The 20,597-nt window shown below is 71.3% G+C and carries 18 protein-coding genes; 9 read left to right on the top strand and 9 right to left on the bottom strand.

Annotated features, from left to right (window positions below; genetic code table 11):
- The first annotated feature begins 97 nt into the window (after positions 1-97).
- On the top strand, positions 98-376 hold the full coding sequence (locus ACFP2V_RS07960; RefSeq protein WP_381207506.1) for a hypothetical protein: 279 nt from the start codon (positions 98-100) through the stop codon (positions 374-376).
- Positions 377-395: 19 nt separating this feature from the next.
- On the opposite strand, the gene ACFP2V_RS07955 is transcribed toward ACFP2V_RS07960, so the two are convergent.
- From ACFP2V_RS07955 to ACFP2V_RS07945, 3 genes are all read right to left on the bottom strand, one after another.
- A complete protein-coding gene (locus tag ACFP2V_RS07955; RefSeq protein WP_381207503.1) occupies positions 396-2,132 on the bottom strand; it encodes a peptidase M16 family protein in 1,737 nt (578 codons plus the stop codon).
- A gap of 93 nt (positions 2,133-2,225) precedes the next feature.
- A complete protein-coding gene (locus ACFP2V_RS07950) occupies positions 2,226-3,185 on the bottom strand; it encodes a tetratricopeptide repeat protein (protein ID WP_381207500.1) in 960 nt (319 codons plus the stop codon).
- 193 nt (positions 3,186-3,378) lie between these two features.
- The gene (locus ACFP2V_RS07945; protein WP_381207497.1) at positions 3,379-3,798 is read right to left on the bottom strand and encodes an ATP-binding protein; all 420 of its coding nucleotides are present in this window, start codon (positions 3,796-3,798) and stop codon (positions 3,379-3,381) included.
- A gap of 229 nt (positions 3,799-4,027) precedes the next feature.
- Here ACFP2V_RS07945 and ACFP2V_RS07940 point away from each other — a divergent pair, with 229 nt between their 5' ends.
- The 5 genes from ACFP2V_RS07940 (at position 4,028) to ACFP2V_RS07920 (ending at position 6,224) form a co-directional block, all read left to right on the top strand.
- Positions 4,028-4,864: a helix-turn-helix domain-containing protein gene (locus ACFP2V_RS07940; RefSeq protein WP_381207494.1), complete on the top strand. Its 837-nt coding sequence runs from the start codon at positions 4,028-4,030 to the stop codon at positions 4,862-4,864.
- 8 nt (positions 4,865-4,872) lie between these two features.
- On the top strand, positions 4,873-5,088 hold the full coding sequence (locus ACFP2V_RS07935) for a DUF397 domain-containing protein (protein ID WP_381207491.1): 216 nt from the start codon (positions 4,873-4,875) through the stop codon (positions 5,086-5,088).
- A 104-nt stretch (positions 5,089-5,192) separates the two neighbouring features.
- On the top strand, positions 5,193-5,522 hold the full coding sequence (locus tag ACFP2V_RS07930; protein WP_381207488.1) for a hypothetical protein: 330 nt from the start codon (positions 5,193-5,195) through the stop codon (positions 5,520-5,522).
- A gap of 34 nt (positions 5,523-5,556) precedes the next feature.
- Positions 5,557-5,904 carry a DUF6247 family protein gene (locus ACFP2V_RS07925; RefSeq protein WP_381207485.1) on the top strand — a complete coding sequence of 116 codons (348 nt, stop codon included), beginning with the start codon at positions 5,557-5,559 and terminating at the stop codon, positions 5,902-5,904.
- The gene (locus tag ACFP2V_RS07920) at positions 5,901-6,224 is read left to right on the top strand and encodes a hypothetical protein (RefSeq protein ID WP_381207482.1); all 324 of its coding nucleotides are present in this window, start codon (positions 5,901-5,903) and stop codon (positions 6,222-6,224) included. Before ACFP2V_RS07925 ends, ACFP2V_RS07920 begins: the two co-directional genes overlap by 4 nt.
- A gap of 615 nt (positions 6,225-6,839) precedes the next feature.
- Here ACFP2V_RS07920 and ACFP2V_RS07915 read toward each other — a convergent pair.
- The 3 genes from ACFP2V_RS07915 to ACFP2V_RS07905 form a co-directional block, all read right to left on the bottom strand.
- Positions 6,840-8,336 (bottom strand): protein kinase domain-containing protein, encoded by a 1,497-nt coding sequence (locus ACFP2V_RS07915; protein WP_381207578.1) that lies wholly within the window; start codon positions 8,334-8,336, stop codon positions 6,840-6,842.
- 38 nt (positions 8,337-8,374) lie between these two features.
- Complete coding sequence (locus tag ACFP2V_RS07910; protein ID WP_381207479.1) at positions 8,375-9,094, bottom strand: hypothetical protein; 720 nt, start codon at positions 9,092-9,094, stop codon at positions 8,375-8,377.
- 274 nt (positions 9,095-9,368) lie between these two features.
- Complete coding sequence (locus tag ACFP2V_RS07905) at positions 9,369-10,127, bottom strand: HNH endonuclease family protein (RefSeq protein ID WP_381207575.1); 759 nt, start codon at positions 10,125-10,127, stop codon at positions 9,369-9,371.
- A 267-nt stretch (positions 10,128-10,394) separates the two neighbouring features.
- Between ACFP2V_RS07905 and ACFP2V_RS07900 the strand changes: the two genes are divergently transcribed.
- The gene (locus ACFP2V_RS07900) at positions 10,395-10,598 is read left to right on the top strand and encodes an antitoxin (RefSeq protein WP_381207476.1); all 204 of its coding nucleotides are present in this window, start codon (positions 10,395-10,397) and stop codon (positions 10,596-10,598) included.
- Positions 10,599-10,829: 231 nt separating this feature from the next.
- Here the strand turns inward: ACFP2V_RS07900 and mfd are convergent, their stop codons facing one another.
- The gene (gene mfd / locus ACFP2V_RS07895; protein WP_381207473.1) at positions 10,830-14,411 is read right to left on the bottom strand and encodes a transcription-repair coupling factor; all 3,582 of its coding nucleotides are present in this window, start codon (positions 14,409-14,411) and stop codon (positions 10,830-10,832) included.
- A 306-nt stretch (positions 14,412-14,717) separates the two neighbouring features.
- Here mfd and ACFP2V_RS07890 point away from each other — a divergent pair, with 306 nt between their 5' ends.
- Together ACFP2V_RS07890 and ACFP2V_RS07885 are read left to right on the top strand one after the other, a co-directional pair.
- Positions 14,718-15,509, top strand: a complete 792-nt coding sequence (locus ACFP2V_RS07890) for a class I SAM-dependent methyltransferase (RefSeq protein ID WP_381207470.1) — start codon at positions 14,718-14,720, stop codon at positions 15,507-15,509.
- A 118-nt stretch (positions 15,510-15,627) separates the two neighbouring features.
- On the top strand, positions 15,628-16,242 hold the full coding sequence (locus ACFP2V_RS07885; protein WP_381207467.1) for a hypothetical protein: 615 nt from the start codon (positions 15,628-15,630) through the stop codon (positions 16,240-16,242).
- A 305-nt stretch (positions 16,243-16,547) separates the two neighbouring features.
- Here the strand turns inward: ACFP2V_RS07885 and ACFP2V_RS07880 are convergent, their stop codons facing one another.
- Together ACFP2V_RS07880 and ACFP2V_RS07875 are read right to left on the bottom strand one after the other, a co-directional pair.
- Positions 16,548-19,127 (bottom strand): ABC transporter permease, encoded by a 2,580-nt coding sequence (locus ACFP2V_RS07880; protein ID WP_381207464.1) that lies wholly within the window; start codon positions 19,125-19,127, stop codon positions 16,548-16,550.
- Complete coding sequence (locus tag ACFP2V_RS07875) at positions 19,124-19,912, bottom strand: ABC transporter ATP-binding protein (protein ID WP_381207461.1); 789 nt, start codon at positions 19,910-19,912, stop codon at positions 19,124-19,126. Before ACFP2V_RS07875 ends, ACFP2V_RS07880 begins: the two co-directional genes overlap by 4 nt.
- Positions 19,913-20,597: the final 685 nt, after the last annotated feature.

Below are 20,597 nucleotides of genomic sequence, written 5' to 3'. Positions count from 1 at the left end.
ACAGGAAGCCTTCCAGCGAGCCCTGACCGAAGGTGTTGCTTCAACGAATTGACACCGCCGCTCGCTGGGTCTGCTGGCGTGGGTTCCGTTCCTGTACGTGGCGATCCGCCGCGGTCGGGGCTCGGACTGGGGGGCGTTCGCCGCGTTCGTCCTCTACGAGTGCGTGACGCTGTCATGGTCCTCCCTCACGTCCCGCGGCGACGGAGACCCGATCCTGGGCGCCGTCGCCTTGCTGTGCCTGCTGACGGCGACGACGATGCTGCTGTTCGCCGTCTTCGACGGGCGGCGGCCGACGCAGGGGGTGCTGCGGTCGGCGTACGGGGCACCGACGACACCTGCTCAGGGACAGCCGTACGGATACCCGTACGACCGATAGCGGCAGACCCCGATACCGGTCACACCCGCCGGGTGCGGCGCAGGATGCGGACGGCCGGCCAGGTCACCAGGCCGGTGAGTCCCCACAGGAAGCCCGCGATGGCGATCCACTCACCGGTACTGATATCCGGGTCATCGGCCCCGAAGGCCGTGACCGAGAGGGCCAGGAAGCCGAACAGAACGCCGAACAGCGCGGAGACGACCAGGGCCGCCGTCTGGAGACCGGTCCGCCGGGTGGCCGTGGCCCGCTCCGACGAACCGGCGCGGGTCGCGCCGCTCCCGCCGGGAGCCGGTTCAGGGGCGGGCGTCCGCTCCCGGGGCGGCAGCCGCACCACCGCGGTCGGCGGCACGGCGGCGTCCACGGTGGCCACGGTGTGCGCGTCGACGCCGTACAGACCGGGTTCCACGTCGACGACCAGACCGTCGGTGCCGATGAGCCGACGGCCGCCGTCCGGCCAGCTCAGCATGGCCGCGCAGGCGCGGTAGGGCACGGTCACCGCGCATTCCGTGCCGTCCTGCGCGCCCGCCGTCACACTGACCCCCTCCGCTCCCACCGTCAGCGCCGAACCGTCACGGTTCTTCGAGGCGAACCGCCGCCCGGTCACGGCGTACGGCGAGCTCGTCGGGGCCGCCGTGTAACCGGCCCAGTCCGCTCTGTGCCCACTGGGCACCTGCATCAGAGCCGTTCCCTCCGCCTCCACGGCCACCCTGTGCAGATGCTCGGGCGTCACCGCCCGCAACTCGGCGCGCAGTTCGTCCAGGGTGCGCGAGGGCCGTCCGGCGAGCAGGTCCTCCGCCGCCCCGGGCAGCCGCAGTGCGGCCGCGTCGGGCGCGGTCAGCGCGCTGTCGGCCCGGGTGCGGACCGCGTCCAGGTCGCCCTGGCCGATCCGGCCCACCCGGAGCGCGGCGAGGACGTCGACGAAGCCGCCGAGCACCGCGTCCTGCTTGGCCGGCAGGGCGTCCGCGAAGGCCGTCACCACGGCGAAACCGTCACGGCGCGCGGTGTAGTCGGCTGCCGCCGTGTACGAGAAGCCGCCCTCCTGGCGCAGAGCACGGGACAGCTCCCGCTCGAGAACACCCGCGTACAGCCGGGCGGCGGCGCTGTCGGCGACGACGGCGTCCAGCAGCACGCCGCCCGTGCCGTCGGAGAAGTAGGCGGGGGCGGCGGGAAGGGCGGAGGTGACGGCGGGCAGGGGACGGCGCGGACCGGCGGGCAGCTTGAGCGTGAGTCCGGCCGGCAGGCGCTCACCGGCGACCCACAGCACGGCGTTGCCCTGCGTGAACCAGTTCCGTATCCAGGCTTCCACGTCCTGCGGACCCAGGTTCCGCGCACCCCACTCCGGGTAGCTGACCAGACCGTATCCCTGGGCGCCGTAGCGCCACAGCGGCAGTTGGGGAGCCTCGCGCCGTGACTCCTCGGTGCGCAGGATCTCCTTCTCGGTCTCCAAGCGCTCCATGGGCAGGGCGGCGAGGGAGTCGCAGACGCCCTGCAGAAAGGCGGCCACCTCGTGTTCGGCGCCCTCCACGTGGAAGTGGGTGAAGGCGGCCTTGGTGGCACCGTTGAAGTGGTAGTCGGCCAGGCCCTGGCGGTGCAGGGCCAGGTGCTCCACCAGGTGGGTGACGCCGCCCCTGGACAGCGTCTCGTCGGCGACGCCGACGCGGAAGACGAGCCCGGCGCGCATCGGCCCGGAAGCCTGCGCGAAGAGAGTGGGTATGCCGTCGGTCTCGGTGAGGCGGACGGCGGCCTGCGGGTTCATCTTCGGCCTCTGTTCGGCGCGTTCGTCAGGTTCATGGGATTCAGGCGGGTTCGGGGGGGGGAGGGGGTCCGCCGCGCTCGGGGTCGTGGGCCGTCAGCCCTGGGCGAAGGCGGCGTCGCGGTACTTGACGTAGGCGTCGGCCGGCTCGCCCAGGTAGCTCCACGGGTACTCCGAGGCCAGGTTGCCCAGCGCGCGGAAGTGCGCGGCGGCCCGTGCGCGGTCCCCGATCAGCGAGAAGAGGGCGGCGAAGCACCCCTGGACGGTGACCCACCCGTAGGTGGGCCGGAAGTGCGGGTGGAACACGGAGTGCTCGGCGGCCTCCACGAGTTCGGCGTGGAGCCGGGGCTGCCGCAGGTACTCGGTGCGTTCCCGGTCGGTCGGCAGGTCCAGCCAGTGCTCCACGTGCATCTCCGCGACCAGGCCGCCGTTCAGGGCCCCGTCCGGAGCACCCCGCAGGCACTCCTGGGCGAAGCCGTGGGCGGCCTGCCGGCTTCCGCCCCATTTGGGAAGGAGCTGCTGGAGCAGGCGGGCCTGGCCGGTGAAGTGGTGCGGATGATGAGCGGCCAGCCGGTCGTACCGGCGCCGGGCCTCGTTCTGCCCGAGATTCAGTCCGCGGGCGGTGTTGAGCCGCTCGGCCCAGGCCGCGTCGTGGGACGGGTCGAGGGCGGTGGCCCGGATGAGCAGTTTCTCGGCTTCCCGCAGGCGCGCGTGGAAGGCGGCGAACTGCTCGCGGCTGACGTCCTCGGCGCGCGCCTCGGTGCGGATCTCCCAGCCGGCCCTGATCTCATGGGCGCCGAGCACGGTCAGGGCGAACACGTCGTCCGGAGCCGCGGCGACCAGCTCCCGCAGCGGCTGTTCGACGCCTGGCACCTCGGCCAGCACGCTCACCGCGAAGGCCCGGTCAGCGCCCTGCGGCAGGGAGTCGACGTACTGACGCGCCGAGGCCCAGTCCCCCGCAGCGGCGACCTGCCGCAGCCGGACGGCCTCGGGAAAAGCGGAGGCGATCTCGAAGTCGGGCGGCGGCAGGGAGGACGCGGAGAAGGCGAACGACATGTGGCGGATCCTAAGCGAGGCCTGTGACAGTGCTGCCACCGGGAAGCCCGCAGGTCAGGCTACACAAGGACACGGCTGGGTCCGAGGGCCACGCCCCGGTCCAACACCGGTGAGACAGGCCACGGTTCGCGGCGGCGCTGCCGCTGACCGCGGACGGGGAGCCCACCCCCGGGCCCCAGGGCGAACCCTTCGGTCAGGCGGCAGCCAGCTCACACCAGACGACCTTGCCCCGGTCGCCCTCCCTCGCCAGCGGCTGCCACCCCCACAGATCGGCGTAGGCCTTGATCAACGCCAGCCCGCGCCCCTCCTCCAGGTCCATGACCCGCCCCAACGGCACCGGCGGCTCCGGCGGCGCGGGGTCCGCGTCCCACGCTCCGATCCGCAACACCCCCGCCGCCCACCGCACCCGCAGCGCGGCGGGTCCCTTGGTGTGCCGCACGGCATTGGAGACCAGCTCGGCGGCGAGCAGTTCGGCGGTATCGACGAGACGGATCAGACCGTGCATGGTGAGGATCAGGCGGAGGGTCCGGCGGCTGATCGTGACGGCGCGGGGATCGTTGGGGATATAGAGGCAGTACTCCCAGGGGTCGGCTGTGGTGCCGGTTTCGGACATGGGTCAGCTCCTGTCGCCGGGTCAGGGGTTGGGCTTTACAGCGGTGTGCGGGCGGTGGCATCGCCGCAGCCGTCATGGCAGGACGGAGCGGTGCACTTCCGGAGCCCCGGAATACGCAGCGTGTGCGTCACCTCACCGACGGTAGATCTAAATCTAGGGACGCGGCAAGCCGGTCGCGTAATCTGACGCCGAACGAGTCGCGTCCACAAGCACGTCAGGGAGCCGGACAATGGTGAAGAGGCGCGAACCAACGGCACGCCAGGTGCGGCTGGCAACTGAACTGCGCAGACTCCGTGAGACCGCGGGCCTCAACTCCCGCCAGGCAGCCGGACTGCTCGGTGTGAGCCCCGCCCAGATCACCCATATCGAGTCCGCACTCGCGGGCGTGAGCGAGCAGCGAATCCGCCGCCTCGCCTCCCACTACGCCTGCACCGACAAGGAGTTCATCGACGCCCTGGCGGCGATGGCCACCGATCGGACGCGCGGCTGGTGGGAGGAATACCGGGGCCTCCTCCCCACGTCTTTCCTGGACTTGTCCGAGTTGGAGCACCACGCCCGGTTCCTGCGTCACGTGGCGGTTCTGTACGTGCCAGGCCTGCTGCAGACGGAGGACTACGCGCGTGCCGTCTTCTCATCCAGGCTGCCGGAACTGACCGCTGAGGAAATCGAGTTGCGCATCCAGCACCGAAGGGCGCGCCAGGAGTTCACCATCCCGTACGAAGCGGTGATCCATGAGGCGGCTCTCCGGATCAGAGTCAGCGACCGTGCCACCTCAAGGGCCCAGCTCACCCGGCTCCTCGAACTCTCCGAAGCGGACCACATCACCGTGCGCGTCATCCCCTTCGACCTGGACGACTTCGCCAGCGCCTCAGGCACGATGACGTACGTGGGCGGCCCCCTGCCCAAGCTTGACACCGTGGTCCGCGACGCGCTGCACGGCTCGGCCTTCATCGACTCCGAGGCTCAGCTCAACACCTACCGAACGAGTTTCCGTAAGGTGGAGGCCGCGTCACTCGAACCCGAACAGTCGCGTGAATTCGTCCACAGGCTGGCGAAGGAGTTGTGAGGAACCCCATGGACACCTGGCGGAAGTCGTCCTACTCGGGCCCGGGCGACGGCAACGAGTGCGTCGAGATCGCAAACTCCCCCACCCACATAGCCATCCGCGACTCAAAGGCTCCGTCCAGAGCCATCCTCACCTTCCCGGCCGACGCCTTCAGCGGCTTCGTCCAAGCCCTCAAGGGCGAGGACCGCTCGACGGGGACCAAACTCGCCGGATCCCACGACTGATCAGTCCAGCACGACCGGACAGGAGCCGGGAGCGCCACGGTGCAGCTGAGTGCATACCGGCAGAATTGATTGTTGCACGCAGGGCTGCGTGGCATGCTGGGTGTGTGAATGCGGAGGACACCCGGTACCAAGAGGACCTGAAAAGTCCGGCTCTGATCGCCATCGCACGCCAGCGGGAGGTCATCCGCCGGGCAGAAGAGGAAATACAGAAGGAGCGGGAAAGGCTCGCCGAACTGGTCTGCGCCGCTACGACCAGGACTCCGGGCAACCCCATCCCGTACGGTCGCGTGGAACACGTCGCGCGGTTGCTCGGTGTCAAGCGCGACCGCGTCGCCAAGATCCGCAATGCCGTGCGCAAGAGCCGGAGCGGGGAAGCGGAGCGGTACGTCGAAACCGACGGCCACGCGTCCCCCTCGCTTCCCGCCACCGCCTGACTGCTGCACTGCTTCGGAAAGGAACCCGCCGGCCATGACCACCGCGCCTCTCGGGGAGGGGACACCCGTCCCTCCCATGCCCGAGAGAACCCCGAAGGCACTCCGCGCCGCCATCGCCCAGCACGCACCGCAGCTGCTCGTCGACTTCGACCGCCACTGGCGGCGGGACATCGCCGACGCCTACGACCTCGCCCCCGTCCCCGCCTTCATGGCCCGTTGGTGGAGCGAGTACGCCCTCGCCCGTGACCCCCGGCTCGAAGCCAAGGTTCACCGCCTGGAGGACGAGGCCGCCCAGGAGCCCGAATACGTCCGCGCCAAGGCTCTCATCGAGGAAGCCGGCCACATCCGCCGCTCGGCCGCGAGGGCGGAACCCGGCCAATGACCGGCGAATTCATGGGGCCACCCTGGCAAGCAGACTGGACGAAAGAAGCAGAGGGCAACAGAAACACTCTTCCCGCTCATGCCTGCGCGCTGGTCGACGCCGCCCGTGCCGAGCTCGTCACCGCGAAGGATCCATACTTCCGTGGCATCGACAGCGACCGCGATCTGCCGGCCGGAATGAGCGTGGAGCCCGTCCAGTCCACCCGCCCCGGTGGTGAGCACGTCCTCTACTTCGACCATGGCCGCGGGTGGCTGCGCTACCACTTCACACCCCGCGCCACCGACCCCCAGATCGTGATCGACGAGTGCTTCTGGCAATGAGCCCGGGGCGCGCTCCGGAGCTCTTGGCGGGGTCAGCAGAGTAGCTTCACGGAACGCTGCCGATGCAGCAGCCGACCGCCTGGAACTGCTCGAAGGCCTCCGCACCCTGCCCGCAATGTGCACGAGTGGCCCCCTGGCCTTGCCCCGCGCGGGCCCCGCCCCGGGGAGGTGGGTAAAGCCCACGGAGCCGACCGTCACCACCACCGGGCCTGCACCCCGGCCAACTCCCCGCCGTCGCCTCACCGTAGGCGTGGCGCTCGCCGGGCGGGCGCGTCCCTTCTTCGCTTGCTTCTGGTCGTCCGCTGGGCTGTCTCTGCGCGGCCTGGTCGCCGGCCGGCCCGCGGTGGCGGAGCCTGGAGCGGGCCGGGTGGGCGGCCGTGCCACGCGCGCCACGCGCCAGCGGGTCGCCTTGAAGACGCAGAGAAAGTGTGGACACACACCCCTTCGGCGGTACGCCGTGGCCATCGGCCGGTCGTTCGGCTGGGGGTGTGGTCGGGGCTTGACCCCGGATCGTGGACACCGTTTGCTATGCGGCAGTGGCCAGCGTAATCGATCGTTGTTCGTAGGTGATCGGGCCGGTGTCCGGCCAGTTTCGAATGTCGACCGACGATGCGGTCATCCGCGCACCTGCCCCAGCCACTGCAGGGTCCGGCGGATCTCGCCGGCGAGCGGGTGGCCGGGCCCCTGGGAGCGTTCCACGTCGTGCAGCAGCCGGGCCAGGGTGTCGTGGGCCGCGGGGCGGTCGCCGAGGGCGAGCAGGAGGTGGCCGATGCGGCGGCGGACGTCATGGGCGAGCTGCGGGTCGCCCGCGGCCACGTACTGGTTCTCGTAGTACGGCAGCAGCGCCCGGTACTCGGAGAGCGCCGCCGTCGGCTGGCCGAGCTGCTCCAGGCACTGGGCGACCTCGTAGCGGTGGCGCAGGGACTGCGGGTCGGCCTGGCCCGCCTCCGCGGCGCGTTCGTCGGCGAGGCGGCGCAGTTCGGGCAGTGCGCGCCGGTACTGGCCGTCGTCCAGGAGGGTGGCCGCGTACTGCTTGCGCAGGGTACGGACGACCGGGGAGTGCTCGCCGTGCTGTTCGGCGGCGGCGGGCAGGATGCCGCCGAGGATGTCCACGGCCTGGGTGATGCGGCCCTCCCCGAGCAGCCGCTTGACCTCGTCCACGGCGGCGGCGACGTCGGCCTTCTGCGCGACGGGCGCGGGCGGGGTGGCGGGGGCGGGCTGGGGCGCGGGAGTGCGCGCGCGGTCCGGCCAGGGGGCGTGCGGGCGCAGGAAGGGGCGTGTGGGGTCGAGGGACGCCCCGGTGGGCGTGCCCCGCGACGGCAGCAGCAGTGTCAGGTGCTCGTAGACCTCCTGGGCGGAGGCGGGACGGTGCTGCGGGTCCTTGGCGAGCAGGCGCAGCACCAGTGCCTCCAGCGCCTCGGGGACCTCTTGGCGGACCTGGCGCACCGGCACCGGTGCCTCGTAGAGGTGCCGGTGCAGCACGCCGAGTGCCGTCGAGCCGGCGAAGGGCACGTCGCCGCTGAGCAGTTCGTGCAGCAGCACACCGAGCGCGTACAGGTCCGTGTACGGGCCGACGGCGCCGCCCATCGCCTGCTCGGGGGCCATGTAGGCGGGTGAGCCGATGGGCGAACCGGTGTGCGTCAGGCGCGTGGTGTCGCTGTCCATCACGGAGGCGACGCCCAGGTCGAGCACGGTGACCGTGCCGTCCTGCTTCACCATCACATTGCGCGGCTTGAGGTCGCGGTGGACGATCGGCACGGCGTGCACCGCGCTCAGCGCGGCACACAGCTGCGCGGCCACGGCCACCGCCCACTGCCACGGGTAGGGGGCGTGCTCGGCAAGGTGGTCGCCGAGGTCGGCACCGTCGACGTACTGCATGACGAGGAACAGGTCGCCGTCCTCGCTGCCCGCGTCGTGCACGGTGACCAGGCCCGGATGATCGACCTGGGCCGTCACCCGGCACTCGCGCACGAAGCGGCGGCGCAGTTCGTCGGCCTCCTGGCCGGCCACCTTGTCCGGGCGCAGGAGTTTCACCGCGACCCGTCGGTCCAGGCGCTTGTCGTAGGCCGTCCAGACCTGCCCCATGCCGCCCTGTCCGATGAGCGTGGACAGTTCGTAGCGGCCGGCGATGACACGCTTCGCCGTCACGCTCACCTGCCACCTTCGTCGGTGCCGTAGCCCTGGCCCCCGCGGTCGCCGCCGCCCTGGCCGCCGTCGCTTCTGCGCAGATAGTCGCTGAGTTCGTCGAGTTCGGCGCGCACCTGGTCGATACGGGCGGGCCCGGGGCTCTGCGGTGGCTGCGGTGGCTGCGGTGGCTGCGCCGGGGGTATGGGGGTGGACGGCGTGTCACCCCGCACTCCGGGCGCGGGGTGCGGCGCGGGCGCCGGAGGCATCTGCACGTGGGGCATCTGCACGTGGGGCATCTGCGGCTGGGCCTGCGGCACCGGCGTCTGCCCGTACGGCGACGTGGGCTGCGGGTAGCCGTACGGGGCGGGGGTGCCGCCGTGCGCGTGGGGCGACGGCAGGCCGTGCGCCCCGTACTCGCGCAGCCGGTCGTGGTGGCGGATGTCCACGGTCAGGTAGTACACGGCGGCGCCGGCACCCAGGAACAGGACGCAGAGGAAGGCGACATCGGTCCGGAGGTCCTCGGTCGGCAGCGAACCCACCACTATCAGGCAGAAGAGGGACAGCGGCAGGCTCACCCACGCCAGCAGCCAGTCGAAAAAGCGCCCGCGCAGGACCGCGACCCGGAACAGCGGCACGCAGGCCAGTAGTCCGCACGACAGGAAGCCGGCAGCGGCGATCAGCACGCGCAGGGAGATGACCGTTGCCGTGCTGCGGTGGGGCGGCGCCGCGCCGTGGCCGTACATGACTGCTCCTGGACCGGTGTAGCCGATGGGACAAGTGGTGCGCGCACATAACGCGTGGTGCGGGCGCGCGAGTCTGCACGGGGCAGAACGCGGTGGGGAGTCCGAGCGTATAGGCCGACAGGGACAACCGGTCCCGGTGTGTACCGAACCGTTGCCGTCATGACCGTTTCGTCCTCCCCCGCACCCTCCGCGCGAGGACCGGACACGGGGCGTACGGGGTTCCACGAAACGGACGGAGCACGGCATGTCGCCCCGCGGCCGGACGAGGCGACGCTCAGCCGCCGCACTGCCGCAGCATCATCTCCTTGTCGGCGGTGGTCACCGGCATCCCGTACTTGACGGCGACCTGGGCGAAGCGGACCGCGTACGCGCACCGGATCTGCTTGCTGGGCGGCAGCCAGGCGGCGGGCCCGGAGTCGCTCTTGGAGGAGTTGGCGCCGCCGTCGACCGGGATGAGGTTGAGGGGGTCGTTCGCCAACTGCTCCCGTTTGTCGACGGACCAGCGGGAGGCGCCCATCTGCCAGCCGTACGAGAGCGGTACCACGTGGTCTATCTGGACCTCGGCCGCCTTCTCCTTGCGCCACTCGATGGTCTTGCCGGTGTACGGGTCGGCCAAAGTCATGGCCACGACCACACAGTTGGAACCGGACCGGAACCGCAGCTTCTGCCCATCGCGCTGGAGGAGGTCGTTCCGGGTGTCACACCCGTTTCTCGCGAGCGGCACGCCGTCGGCCGTGTCCTTCCAGGCGTAGCCGAACTCGTCGCGGTCGTAGCCGGTCCTCGGTCCGCGCCCCTTGGTCTTCACCGTCTCGATGAGCTCGCGTCCGGCGGCCCGGTCCGTCTCCCCGGTCAGCGGGGCGAGGCCCGGTTCGGTGCCGTCCGGGTTGTCCAGGGGGCTGGCGACCCGGCCGTCCACGGCCTCTGCGGCACCGTTGCTCGCGGTGGGGGAACCCCCTTCCTCCAGGGCCTCGCAGCCCGCGAGAAGCAGCACGGCGGCCAGCACCGGGGCCGCGGGGCCGGCGCCGCGGCGCAGGGCCCCGGGTCCGCCGCCCTGGCGCACCCGCCCGCCGGCCACCCCCGCACGTTCCGCTCCGCCCCGCCTCACGCCCGCCGAGAACGTCGTCGAGTACCGCCTCACGGCGCCCCCCCTTTTTCGCACCTTGCACCCGTCCCCGAACGGCCGGGATCTCACTGTCTCCACCGTAGCCAGTGAGAGGTCCAGACCACATCGTCACAAAAGGGGCATTCGACGCGCGTTCCGCGTAGGGTCGGTGCTGAGTCACCCGGGAAGGAGCTCTGGATGGGCATCTTCGACAAGTTCAAGAGCAGCCGCGCGGCACAGGACAAGGCGAAGAAGGCCTCCGACGCCGCGGAGAAGAAGATCAACGAGAGGACCGGCGGCAAGTACGAGGACCAGATCGACGCCGGGCAGCGGCAGGCCGAGGAACGGCTCGGCATGAACCGGGACCAGGGCCGGGACCAGGACCGCCCCGGTCAGGCGTAGCCCCGGGTCCTCTCCCAGCCGTCGGACCGGAAACACACCGGGAAACCCGGATGATCCGTCGTGCGCGGCCCGGCCCCGCAAGGGAGCCGGGGAGCCCGCACGACAGGACCGTCCGGAACGTACGTGGTCACGAACCGATGTGACTCCTGACCGGGAACCGCCTACGGATCCCCCTCCCCGTGGGCGGTTTCGCACGTCCGGGCAGCCCCGGGCACGGCGGGGCCTGCCGGCTCACGACCCCAGGATCGACGTCAGGAACTCCCCGACCCACGCCAGCAACTCCCGGCCGACCAGCGGCTTCCCGCCCACCTTCGCGGTCTTCGGGCGGGGCACCAGCACCTGGTGCGCGGCCGGCTTGATGACCGTGCCGGGATAGAGCCGCTTGAGGCGCAGCTCCTGGGACTCGCGCAACTCCACCGGCGCGAACCGGATGTTGCTGCCCTGCAGGACGATCTCGCCGACGCCGCACGCGCGGGCGAGCATCCGCAGCCCCGCCACCAGCAGCAGGTTCTCCACCGGTTCCGGCAACTTGCCGTAGCGGTCGACGAGTTCCTCGCGCACCGCCTTGACGTCCTCTTCCTTGTCGGCTGCGGCGATCGCCCGGTACGCCTGCAGACGCAGCCGCTCGCCGGGCGCGTAGTCGTGCGGGACGTGCGCGTCGACGGGCAGCTCGATCCTGACCTCGATCGGCGGCTCCTCCTGGAGCTCACCGGTCTCCAACTGGCGCCGGTAGTCCGCGACGGCCTCGCCGACCATCCGGACGTACAGGTCGAAGCCGACGCCCGCGATGTGGCCCGACTGCTCGCCGCCGAGCAGGTTTCCGGCGCCGCGGATCTCCAGGTCCTTCATCGCCACGTACATGCCCGCGCCCATCTCGGTGTGCTGGGCGATGGTCGCGAGCCGTTCGTGCGCGGTCTCCGTCAGCGGCTTCTCCGGCGGGTACAGGAAGTACGCGTAACCGCGCTCCCTGCCGCGGCCGACCCGGCCGCGCAGCTGGTGCAACTGGCTGAGGCCGAAGTTGTCGCCGCGCTCCACGATCAGGGTGTTGGCGTTGGAGATGTCGATGCCGGACTCGACGATCGTCGTCGACACCAGCACGTCGAACTTCTTCTCCCAGAAGTCGACGACGACCTGCTCCAGCGCCGACTCCGACATCTGCCCGTGGGCGGTCGCGATGCGCGCCTCGGGCACGATCTCGCGCAGCCGGGCCGCCGCGCGGTCGATCGACTCGACCCGGTTGTGGATGTAGAAGACCTGTCCCTCGCGCAGCAGTTCACGGCGGACCGCCGCGCCGATCTGCTTCTCCTCGTAGGGGCCGACGAAGGTGAGCACCGGGTGGCGCTCCTCCGGCGGCGTGGTGATCGTCGACATCTCGCGGATGCCGGTGACCGCCATCTCCAGGGTGCGCGGGATCGGGGTGGCGGACATGGTCAGCACGTCGACGTTGGCGCGCAGCTTCTTCAGCTGCTCCTTGTGCTCCACACCGAACCGCTGCTCCTCGTCGACGATGACCAGGCCCAGGTCCTTGAACTTGGTCTCCGAGGAGAACAGCCGGTGGGTGCCGATGACGACGTCCACCGCGCCGTCCCTCAGGCCCTCCAGGACCACCTTGGCCTCCGTGTCGGTCTGGAACCGGGACAGTGCCCGCACCTTCACCGGGAACTGCGCGTACCGCTCGCCGAACGTCCCGAAGTGCTGCTGCACCAGCAGCGTCGTGGGGACGAGGACGGCGACCTGCTTGCCGTCCTGGACGGCTTTGAACGCGGCCCGCACCGCGATCTCCGTCTTGCCGTAGCCGACGTCGCCGCAGATCAGCCGGTCCATGGGGACCGTCTTCTCCATGTCCTCCTTGACCTCGGCGATGGTGGTGAGCTGGTCGGGCGTCTCCGCGTACGGGAAGGCGTCCTCCAGCTCGCGCTGCCAGGGCGTGTCGCCGCCGAAGGCGTGCCCGGGGGCCGCCATGCGCGCGCTGTACAGCTTGATCAGGTCGGCGGCGATCTCCTTGACGGCCTTCTTGGCGCGGGCCTTCGTCTTGGTCCAGTCAGCGCCGCCGAGCCGGTGCAGGGTGGGCGCCTCACCGCCGACGTACTTGGTGATCTGCTCGAGCTGGTCGGTGGGGATGTAGAGGCGGTCGCCGGGCTGGCCGCGCTTGGCGGGGGCGTACTCCACCACCAGGTACTCGCGGGTCGCGCCCTGCACGGTGCGCTGCACCATCTCGATGTAGCGGCCGACGCCGTGCTGCTCGTGGACGATGTAGTCGCCCGGCTCCAGGGTGAGCGGGTCGATGGTCTTGCGGCGCCGGGCCGGCATCCGGGCGCCCTCGCGGCCGGACGCCTTCTGGCCGGACAGATCGGTCTCGGTGAGCACCGCGAGCCGGAGCACGGGGTCCACGAAGCCGTGGTCGATGGAGCCGCAGGCGACGTGCACGAGGGATGGGGCGATCTCGCCGAGGTCACCCGTCCCCGCCTTTCCCCCGGCCCCGGCCAGGCGGGCCGGGACGCCCTCGCCACCGAGCACCTCCACGGTACGGGCGGCCGGGCCGTGACCCTCGGTGACGAACACCGTGCGCCAGCCGTCGGCGAGCCAGCCCTTGGTGTCGGCGAGCGCCCGCGCGGTGTCGCCCCGGTAGCTCTCCGGGGCGTGCATGCCGAGCTTGAGGGTGTCCGAGGCCCCCACCCCGTCGCCGTCGGACGCGAACGTCTCGTCGGCGGCGAACGGCGACACCGACCACCACATCATCCCCAGCTCGCGGGCCCGCTCACGGACGTCCGCGAGGGACCGCAGGGAGGCCGCGCCGACGTCGATGGGCGCATCGCCTCCCTGGGCGGTGGCCGCCCAGGACGCCTGCAGGAACTCCTGCGAGGTCGCGACCAGGTCCGCCGCACGGGTCCGCACCCGCTCCGGGTCGCACACCACGCCCATGCTGCCCTCGGGCAGGACGTCGAGCAGCAGCTCCATGTCGTCGACCAGGACCGGCGCGAGGGACTCCATGCCCTCGACCGCGATCCCCTCGGCGATCCTGCCGAGCAGATCGCCCAGTTCCGGGTGCTGCTCGGCCAGCACCCGCGCGCGCTCCCGCACGTCCTCGGTGAGCAGCAGCTCCCGGCAGGGCGGGGCCCACAGTCCGTGCTCGGCGACCTCCAGGGACCGCTGGTCGGCGACCTTGAAGTAGCGGATCTCCTCGACGTCGTCGCCCCAGAACTCCACCCGAAGGGGGTGTTCCTCGGTGGGCGGGAACACGTCGAGGATGCCGCCGCGCACGGCGAACTCGCCGCGCTTCTCGACCAGCTCCACGCGCGTGTACGCGGCGGCGGCGAGCGCCTCGACGGTCTCGTTCAGGTCGGCGCTCCACCCGGTCCGCAGCGCGACCGGCTCCAGCTCGCCCAGGCCCTTGACCTGCGGCTGGAGCACGGAACGCACGGGCGCGACGACGACCGACACCGGGCCCGTCTCCGGGTCGTCCGCGCGGGGGTGCGCCAGCCGGCGCAGCACGGCCAGGCGGCGTCCCACAGTGTCGCTGCGAGGGCTGAGCCGCTCGTGCGGCAGCGTCTCCCAGGACGGGTACTCCACGACCTCCTCCGGCGGGAGCATGGAGCGCAGGGCCGCCGCCAGATCCTCCGCCTCCCGGCCGGTCGCCGTCACCGCCAGCACCGTACGGCCGGTCTCCCGGGCGAGGGCGGCGACCGCGAACGGGCGGGCGGCGGAGGGACCGACCAGATCGACGTGCATGCGGTTGCCGTCGGCGGCCGCCGAGATCGCTTCCGCGAGGGCGGTGTCCTTGACGACGGCGTCCAACAGACCGTGCAGGCTCATTCGGGGCGCTTCCATCCGGAGGTGTGCAACACGACGGGCCCGACACGCGTCGCGGGCCGGGGGGCTCCAGCGTACGACGCCCCGTACCCGGCCGGCGCGCCCCGGCGGACGGAGCACGGCGAACGACGAGGGGCGACGGCAGCGGGCGGCGGGCAGCGGCGGACGACGGGCGGCGGCGGACGGCGGACGATGGGGGGCGGCGAGCAGCAACGGACGGCGGGCGGCGGAGCACGACGGGTAGCGGGCGACGGGTGGCCCTCCTCGCGCCACCCGTGTCGCTACACCCGGTAGATCGTTGATACCACCGTGACTACAGAAAGTTACGGCGACGTGCTGTTCTCCTCGGCACGCAACAACGAACAGACACGTCTGGACGGACTCACCCGGGCCCTGGACCCGGTCTCCTTCCACACCCTGCACGATCTCGGTGTCGGACCCGGCTGGCGCTGCCTCGACGTCGGAGCGGGAACCGGTACCGTCAGCTCCTGGCTGAGCCGGACCGTCCACGGGCCGGTCACCGCGGTCGACCGCGACATCACGTTCCTGGCACGGAAGCGGATGCACCTCGATGTCGTCCACGCGGACATCAACCACACCGACTTCCCTCCGGGCGAGTTCGACCTCGTCCACGCCAGGCTGTTGATGATGCACCTGCGGCAGCGGGAGGAACTGCTGCCCCGCATGCTGTCCTGGGTGCGGCCGGGAGGGCTGCTGGTGCTCACCGACGGTGTCGCACTGCACCCCGAGCAGTACCACCATCCCGCCTACCGTGAGGTGATGACGGGGCACTTCCGCATGATGGCGAACGTGATCGGCAGCGACCTCCACTTCGCCTCCCGGTATCCGCAGATCCTCACGGACCTGGGACTGGCCAAGGTCGGTCTGCTCGCGCACCATCCGATCATCGGGATGAACCCGGGGTTCGCCACCTTCGTCGCGCACACGCTCGAGCAGTCCGAGAGCCACCTGCTGGCCGACGGGATCTCCCAGGCCACGCTGGACGAGGCCGTCGCCCACGTGCGCCGGCCCGAGACCCGGGAGATGTTCATCGCGATGCTGACGGCGTGGGGACACAGACCGCACGCGGACACCTGGTAGGCCCGCCCCGCCCCCGCACCGCACCTCTGCACCGCACCTCTGCACCGCGCTCCTGTGCTCCGCCCCCGCGCTCCGTGCCGAGTCCTCCCGCATTCAGCGAAAGCAAGCCGCTCATCAGATGACCACAGTCCCTCCTTACGCTCCACCCCCCGGCCCCGCGCCCGGACTCGACCGGCGCATCACCGAGTTCACCTCTTCCCGCACGCGCATGCTCCTGGCGAGCGATGGCCTGACGACCGTCCTCCTCGAAGCGGCGGCAAGGGCTCCCCTGCACGTCCGGATCACCCACACCGCCCGGCTGTCCGCGCACGCCCTCGACGACTCCGGCTCCCGGACCGCACTGGGTCTTGAGGCGGGCCAACCGTGCCTGCTGCGCCGGACCCGGCTGGTCACCCCCGCCGGTGCGGCCGTCTCCGCCAACGTCGTGGTCGCCGCGGCCGGCCGCGACGCGGACGTGGACGCGGCGATGCTGGCCCCGCGGCCCCTGGGGTACGCGCTGGCCGACCGGGGCTGCCGACTGGAGCGGCGCCTGCTCCATGTCGGCCACGCCGCCTGGCCCGAGGCACCGGACAGGACCTGCGCGTCCAAGACGTACGTGATGTACGACGCGGGCGGGCCGCTGATCTTCGTCCGGGAGACGTTCAACCCCACCTGCTTTCCCGCCGGTACGGACGGGACGGCCACCGCGCGTGAGGCGTGCACGGCGAACGGTCCGGCCCGGCCGGCGCCATGAAGAGGTCCGGCCTGCGGCCCGGTCGGCGGGACCGACGGCGAGACCGGGCCGGACGCCGCCCCGCGGGCTCCGGCCGCCCTCGGCACCCGCACGCACGAAGCCGCCCGCACGCACGAAGCCGCCCGCACGCACGAAGCCGCCCGCACGCACGAAGCCGCCCGCACGCATGAAGCCGCCCGGAGCCGGTAGCCCTCCTGGGCTTCCCGGCACCGGGCGTTCCCCCGCACCCCCCGTGTGCGGTGGCCGGTCGCGGCCGCTCGGCCGGGTGGCCGGGCGAAGTCACCGCCGGCCACCCGGAGTCGCGGCTATTCCGTGGCGATCGCGTTCAGGACGTTCATCCGGCCCGCCCGGAACGCCGGGACCAGTGCCGCGAACAGCCCCACGAACGCCGAGCCGATGAACACACCGATGATCGTCGGCCACGGGATCTCGAGGACCTTCAGGCCCTCCAGCACGAGGAGCTGCTGGGCGGTGACGCCCCAGCCCATGCCCAGCCCCAGGCCCAGCAGGGCACCGAAGAGGGCGATGACGACCGACTCCAGACGGATCATGCGGCGCAGCTGGCGGCGCGAGAGGCCGATGGCCCGCATCAGGCCGATCTCCCTCGTCCGCTCGACCACCGACAGGGCCAGGGTGTTCACCACGCCCAGGATCGCGACGACGATCGCCAGGGCCAGCAGGCCGTAGATCATGTTCAGCAGCTGGCCGATCTGGTCCTTGATCGCTTCCTTGTAGTCGGTCTGGTCGCGCACGGTGTACTGCGGGTAGTCGTGCAGCGAGTCCTTCAGCGCCGTGTACGCGGCGTCCTGCCGGCCCTCCTTCGCCGTGGCGAAGAGCAGCGTGTCCAGCGGCATCCGGCCGGCCGGGACGTACGTCGCGAGGGTGTCGATCGACGTGTACATCGCGCCCGCGTCGATCACGGCGTCGCTGCTGGTGATCGCCCGGACGGTCAGCTTGCCGGTCGACCCGTCCTTGAACGCGACGTCGATCGTCGAGCCGAGGCTGATGCCGTGGTCCTCGGCGAACTTCTCGTGGACGGACATCGAGTCGGGCCGGTAGGCGTCGGAGAGCTTGCCCTCCACCGTCTCGACCCGCAGGTCGGTGGCGTACGTCGGGTCGGCCGCCGTGATCGCCGTGTCCTTCAGCGTCCTGCCGTCGGGCGTGGTGAAGTCCGCCTCGGTCCACTTGTACTCGGTGACGCGCTCCAGCTCCGGGGTGCCCTGCACCGCCTTCACCGCCTGCGGGGCGAGGAGTTGGCCGCTGTCGGACTGGATGATGAAGTCCGTGCCCACCGTCTTGTCGAGCTCGTCGGTGGCGGAGGCCACCATGGACGAGCCGACCACCGACAGGCACGCCACCAGGGCCAGCCCGATCATCAGCGCGGCGCCGGTGGCGCCGGTGCGGCGCGGGTTGCGCAGCGCGTTGCGCTCGGCCATCCGCCCCACGGGACCGAAGACCCGCAGCACGACGACGCCCAGGACCCGGACCACACCGCTCGCGAGCAGCGGGCCGATGAGCACGAACCCGACCAGCGACAGCACCACACCCAGGCCCAGCCACATCGAGCCCTCGGTGGCCTTGTCCGCCGCCGAGGTGAGGTACAGGGCGAACGCGCCGACCGCGGTCAGCAGCCCGCCCACACCGCCCCGGATCCAGCCGGCCCTGGCGTCCGCGGGAGCACCCGCGTCGCGCAGTGCGGCCATCGGGGAGATCTTCCCGGCCCGCCGGGCGGGCAGGTAGGCGGCGAGGACGGTGACGACGACACCGAGGAGCAGTCCGATCGCCGGGGTCGTCCAGGCGACGGTGAGGTCGTCGGTGGACAGCTCCATGCCGATCGAGCCCATGAGCTTCATCAGCCCGACCGCGAGCCCGACACCCGCGGCCACCCCGAGCACCGAACCGACGACGCCGAGGAGCAGCGCCTCGATCAGCACCGAGCGGTTGACCTGCTTGCGGGAGGAGCCGATGGCCCGCATCAGGCCGATCTCCCGGGTGCGCTGGGCGACCAGCATGGAGAACGTGTTGATGATCAGGAAGATGCCGACGAGGAACGCGATCCCGGCGAAGCCGAGCATCGCGTACTTCATGACGCTCATGAAGCCCTCGATGTCCTTCTGGCCGGCCTCCGTGCTCTCCTTCGCGGTCAGCACCTTGTAGTCGCCGCCCAGAGCGGCCACGACGTTCTTCTTCAGCTGCTCGTCGCTGACGCCGTCGGCGGCCGTGGCGTTGACGTTGGTGAAGACGTCGCTCTCACCGATCAGGGCCTGCTGGGCGGTCTTCGTGTCCAGGAAGAAGATCGCGGCACCGGGGTTGGTGACGGTGAAGTCGGCGATGCCGGAGATCTTCGCGGTGTGCGTGCCGACCACGCTGATCACGCTGATCTCGTCACCGAGCTTCAGACCGTGCTTGTCGGCGGTGTCGGAGTCGACCAGGATCCGGCCGGGGCCCTCGGGCGCCGCACCGGAGGTGATCTTCATGGTGCGGGCGTCGTTGGCGGTCCAGTTGCCGACGATGGTCGGGCCACCGCTGGTGGGCGAGAGGCTCTTCTTGTCGCCGTCGACGACGGTCAGCGAGGTGGAGTGCAACGCCCCCTCGGCCGACTTCACCCCGTCCACCTTCCGCACATCGGCGAGCACGGAGGCCGGAATGACCGGCGGCTTGCCGGTTTCCGAGGTGGTCTCGCCGCCGTCGTTGGCGTCCTTGGCGCTGACCGTGACGTCCGACGCCGTGGCCGCGAACAGCTTGTCGAACGTCGTGGACATCGTGTCCGTGAACACGAGCGTCCCGGACACGAACGCCACCGACAGCAGCACCGCCACCGCGGACAGCGCCATCCGCCCCTTGTGCGCGAGGAAGTTGCGCAGGGAGGTCTTCAGGACGGTCATGACGTACGCCCCCGCGCGTCGAAGTCCTTCATGCGGTCCAGGACCTGCTCGGCCGTCGGCTTGTGCATCTCGTCGACGATGCGGCCGTCGGCGAGGTACAGCACCCGGTCCGCGTAGGAGGCGGCGACCGGGTCGTGCGTGACCATCACGATGGTCTGGCCCAGGTCGTCGACCGAGCTGCGCAGGAAGCCGAGGACCTCGGCGCCCGCGCGCGAGTCGAGGTTTCCGGTCGGCTCGTCACCGAAGATGATCTCCGGTCGGGCCGCCAGGGCCCGCGCCACGGCGACGCGCTGCTGCTGACCGCCGGACAGCTGGGTGGGCCGGTGCTTCAGCCGGTCGGACAGTCCGACGGTCTCCACCACCCGGTCCAGCCACGGCTGGTCCGGCTTGCGGCCGGCGATGTCCATGGGAAGCGTGATGTTCTCGATCGCGTTCAGCGTCGGCAGCAGGTTGAACGCCTGGAAGATGAAACCGATCCGGTCCCGGCGCAGCAGCGTGAGCTTCTTGTCCTTCAGCCCGGTGATCTCGGTCTCGTCCAGGTAGATCTGCCCGCTGGTGACGGTGTCGAGCCCGGCCAGGCAGTGCATCAGCGTGGACTTGCCGGACCCCGACGGGCCCATGATCGCGGTGAACCGACCGCGGGCGATGTCCACGTCGACGTGGTCCAGGGCGACAACGCGGGTCTCCCCGGCCCCGTACGCCTTCACGACCTGCCGCGCCCGTGCGGCAACGGCCGTACGCCCACCAGTTCCTCCGTGCTTGGGAATGGTCACAGCCGTTGTCACGGTAAGTCTCCTATGTCGGTCAGCAGGTGGGAAAGCGGTGCCCGCGCGACCGCTGTCGTGCCCGGCGGCCGCTTGGTGCGTGTTCGTTCGACGTGTTTCAGTCTGGCGGCGGGGAAGGCCGAGCGCCCTGGTGCCCGGCGCAGTCTTCCTTCTGGGGAAAACCCCACCCCCGGTGGTGTGTCCGCCGCCCCCCAACGGCGTAAAGCCAGGTTAAGGACTGACCCCGCCCCGTCTCGTCCTCCGCCAGTACGACCCCTCCCCGAGCCGTCATACGGAGGTACCCCTAGGGGCTTTCCACCCGCAGGCGGAGTGCTTCTCGGGGTCGGCTCCTCCTGACGTCCCGGTCAGCCTCCACCCTCACGCCACGTCAGGGTCAAGTACGGGGCCGGGTGGGTCGGGGATGCCGGTGCGGGTAGCGCCGTCGGTCCAGCGGACAGCGGACAGCGGACAGCGGACAGCGGACAGCGGACAGCGGGCAGCGGTGAAGGCGCCGCGGCAGGCGCCTGCCCCGCCGGCCGGCCGGCCGGCCGGCCGGGCGGACGGGGCGGGGCGGGGCGGGGCGGGCGGCCGGAGGGCCGGCGTCACCGGTGGACGATCGACGCGGTCCGTCACGTCGTGGAGGAGAGCGGCGAAGGGCACCGGGCCACGCCCGGCTCGCTCCGTGAAACGCGGCATGCCGGGGCGT

This window comes from Streptomyces incanus (genome assembly GCF_042656345.1).
Lineage (GTDB): Bacteria > Actinomycetota > Actinomycetes > Streptomycetales > Streptomycetaceae > Streptomyces > Streptomyces incanus.
Note: the sequence above shows the minus strand (reverse complement) of the source record. Positions and strands in the feature narration are given on the sequence as shown.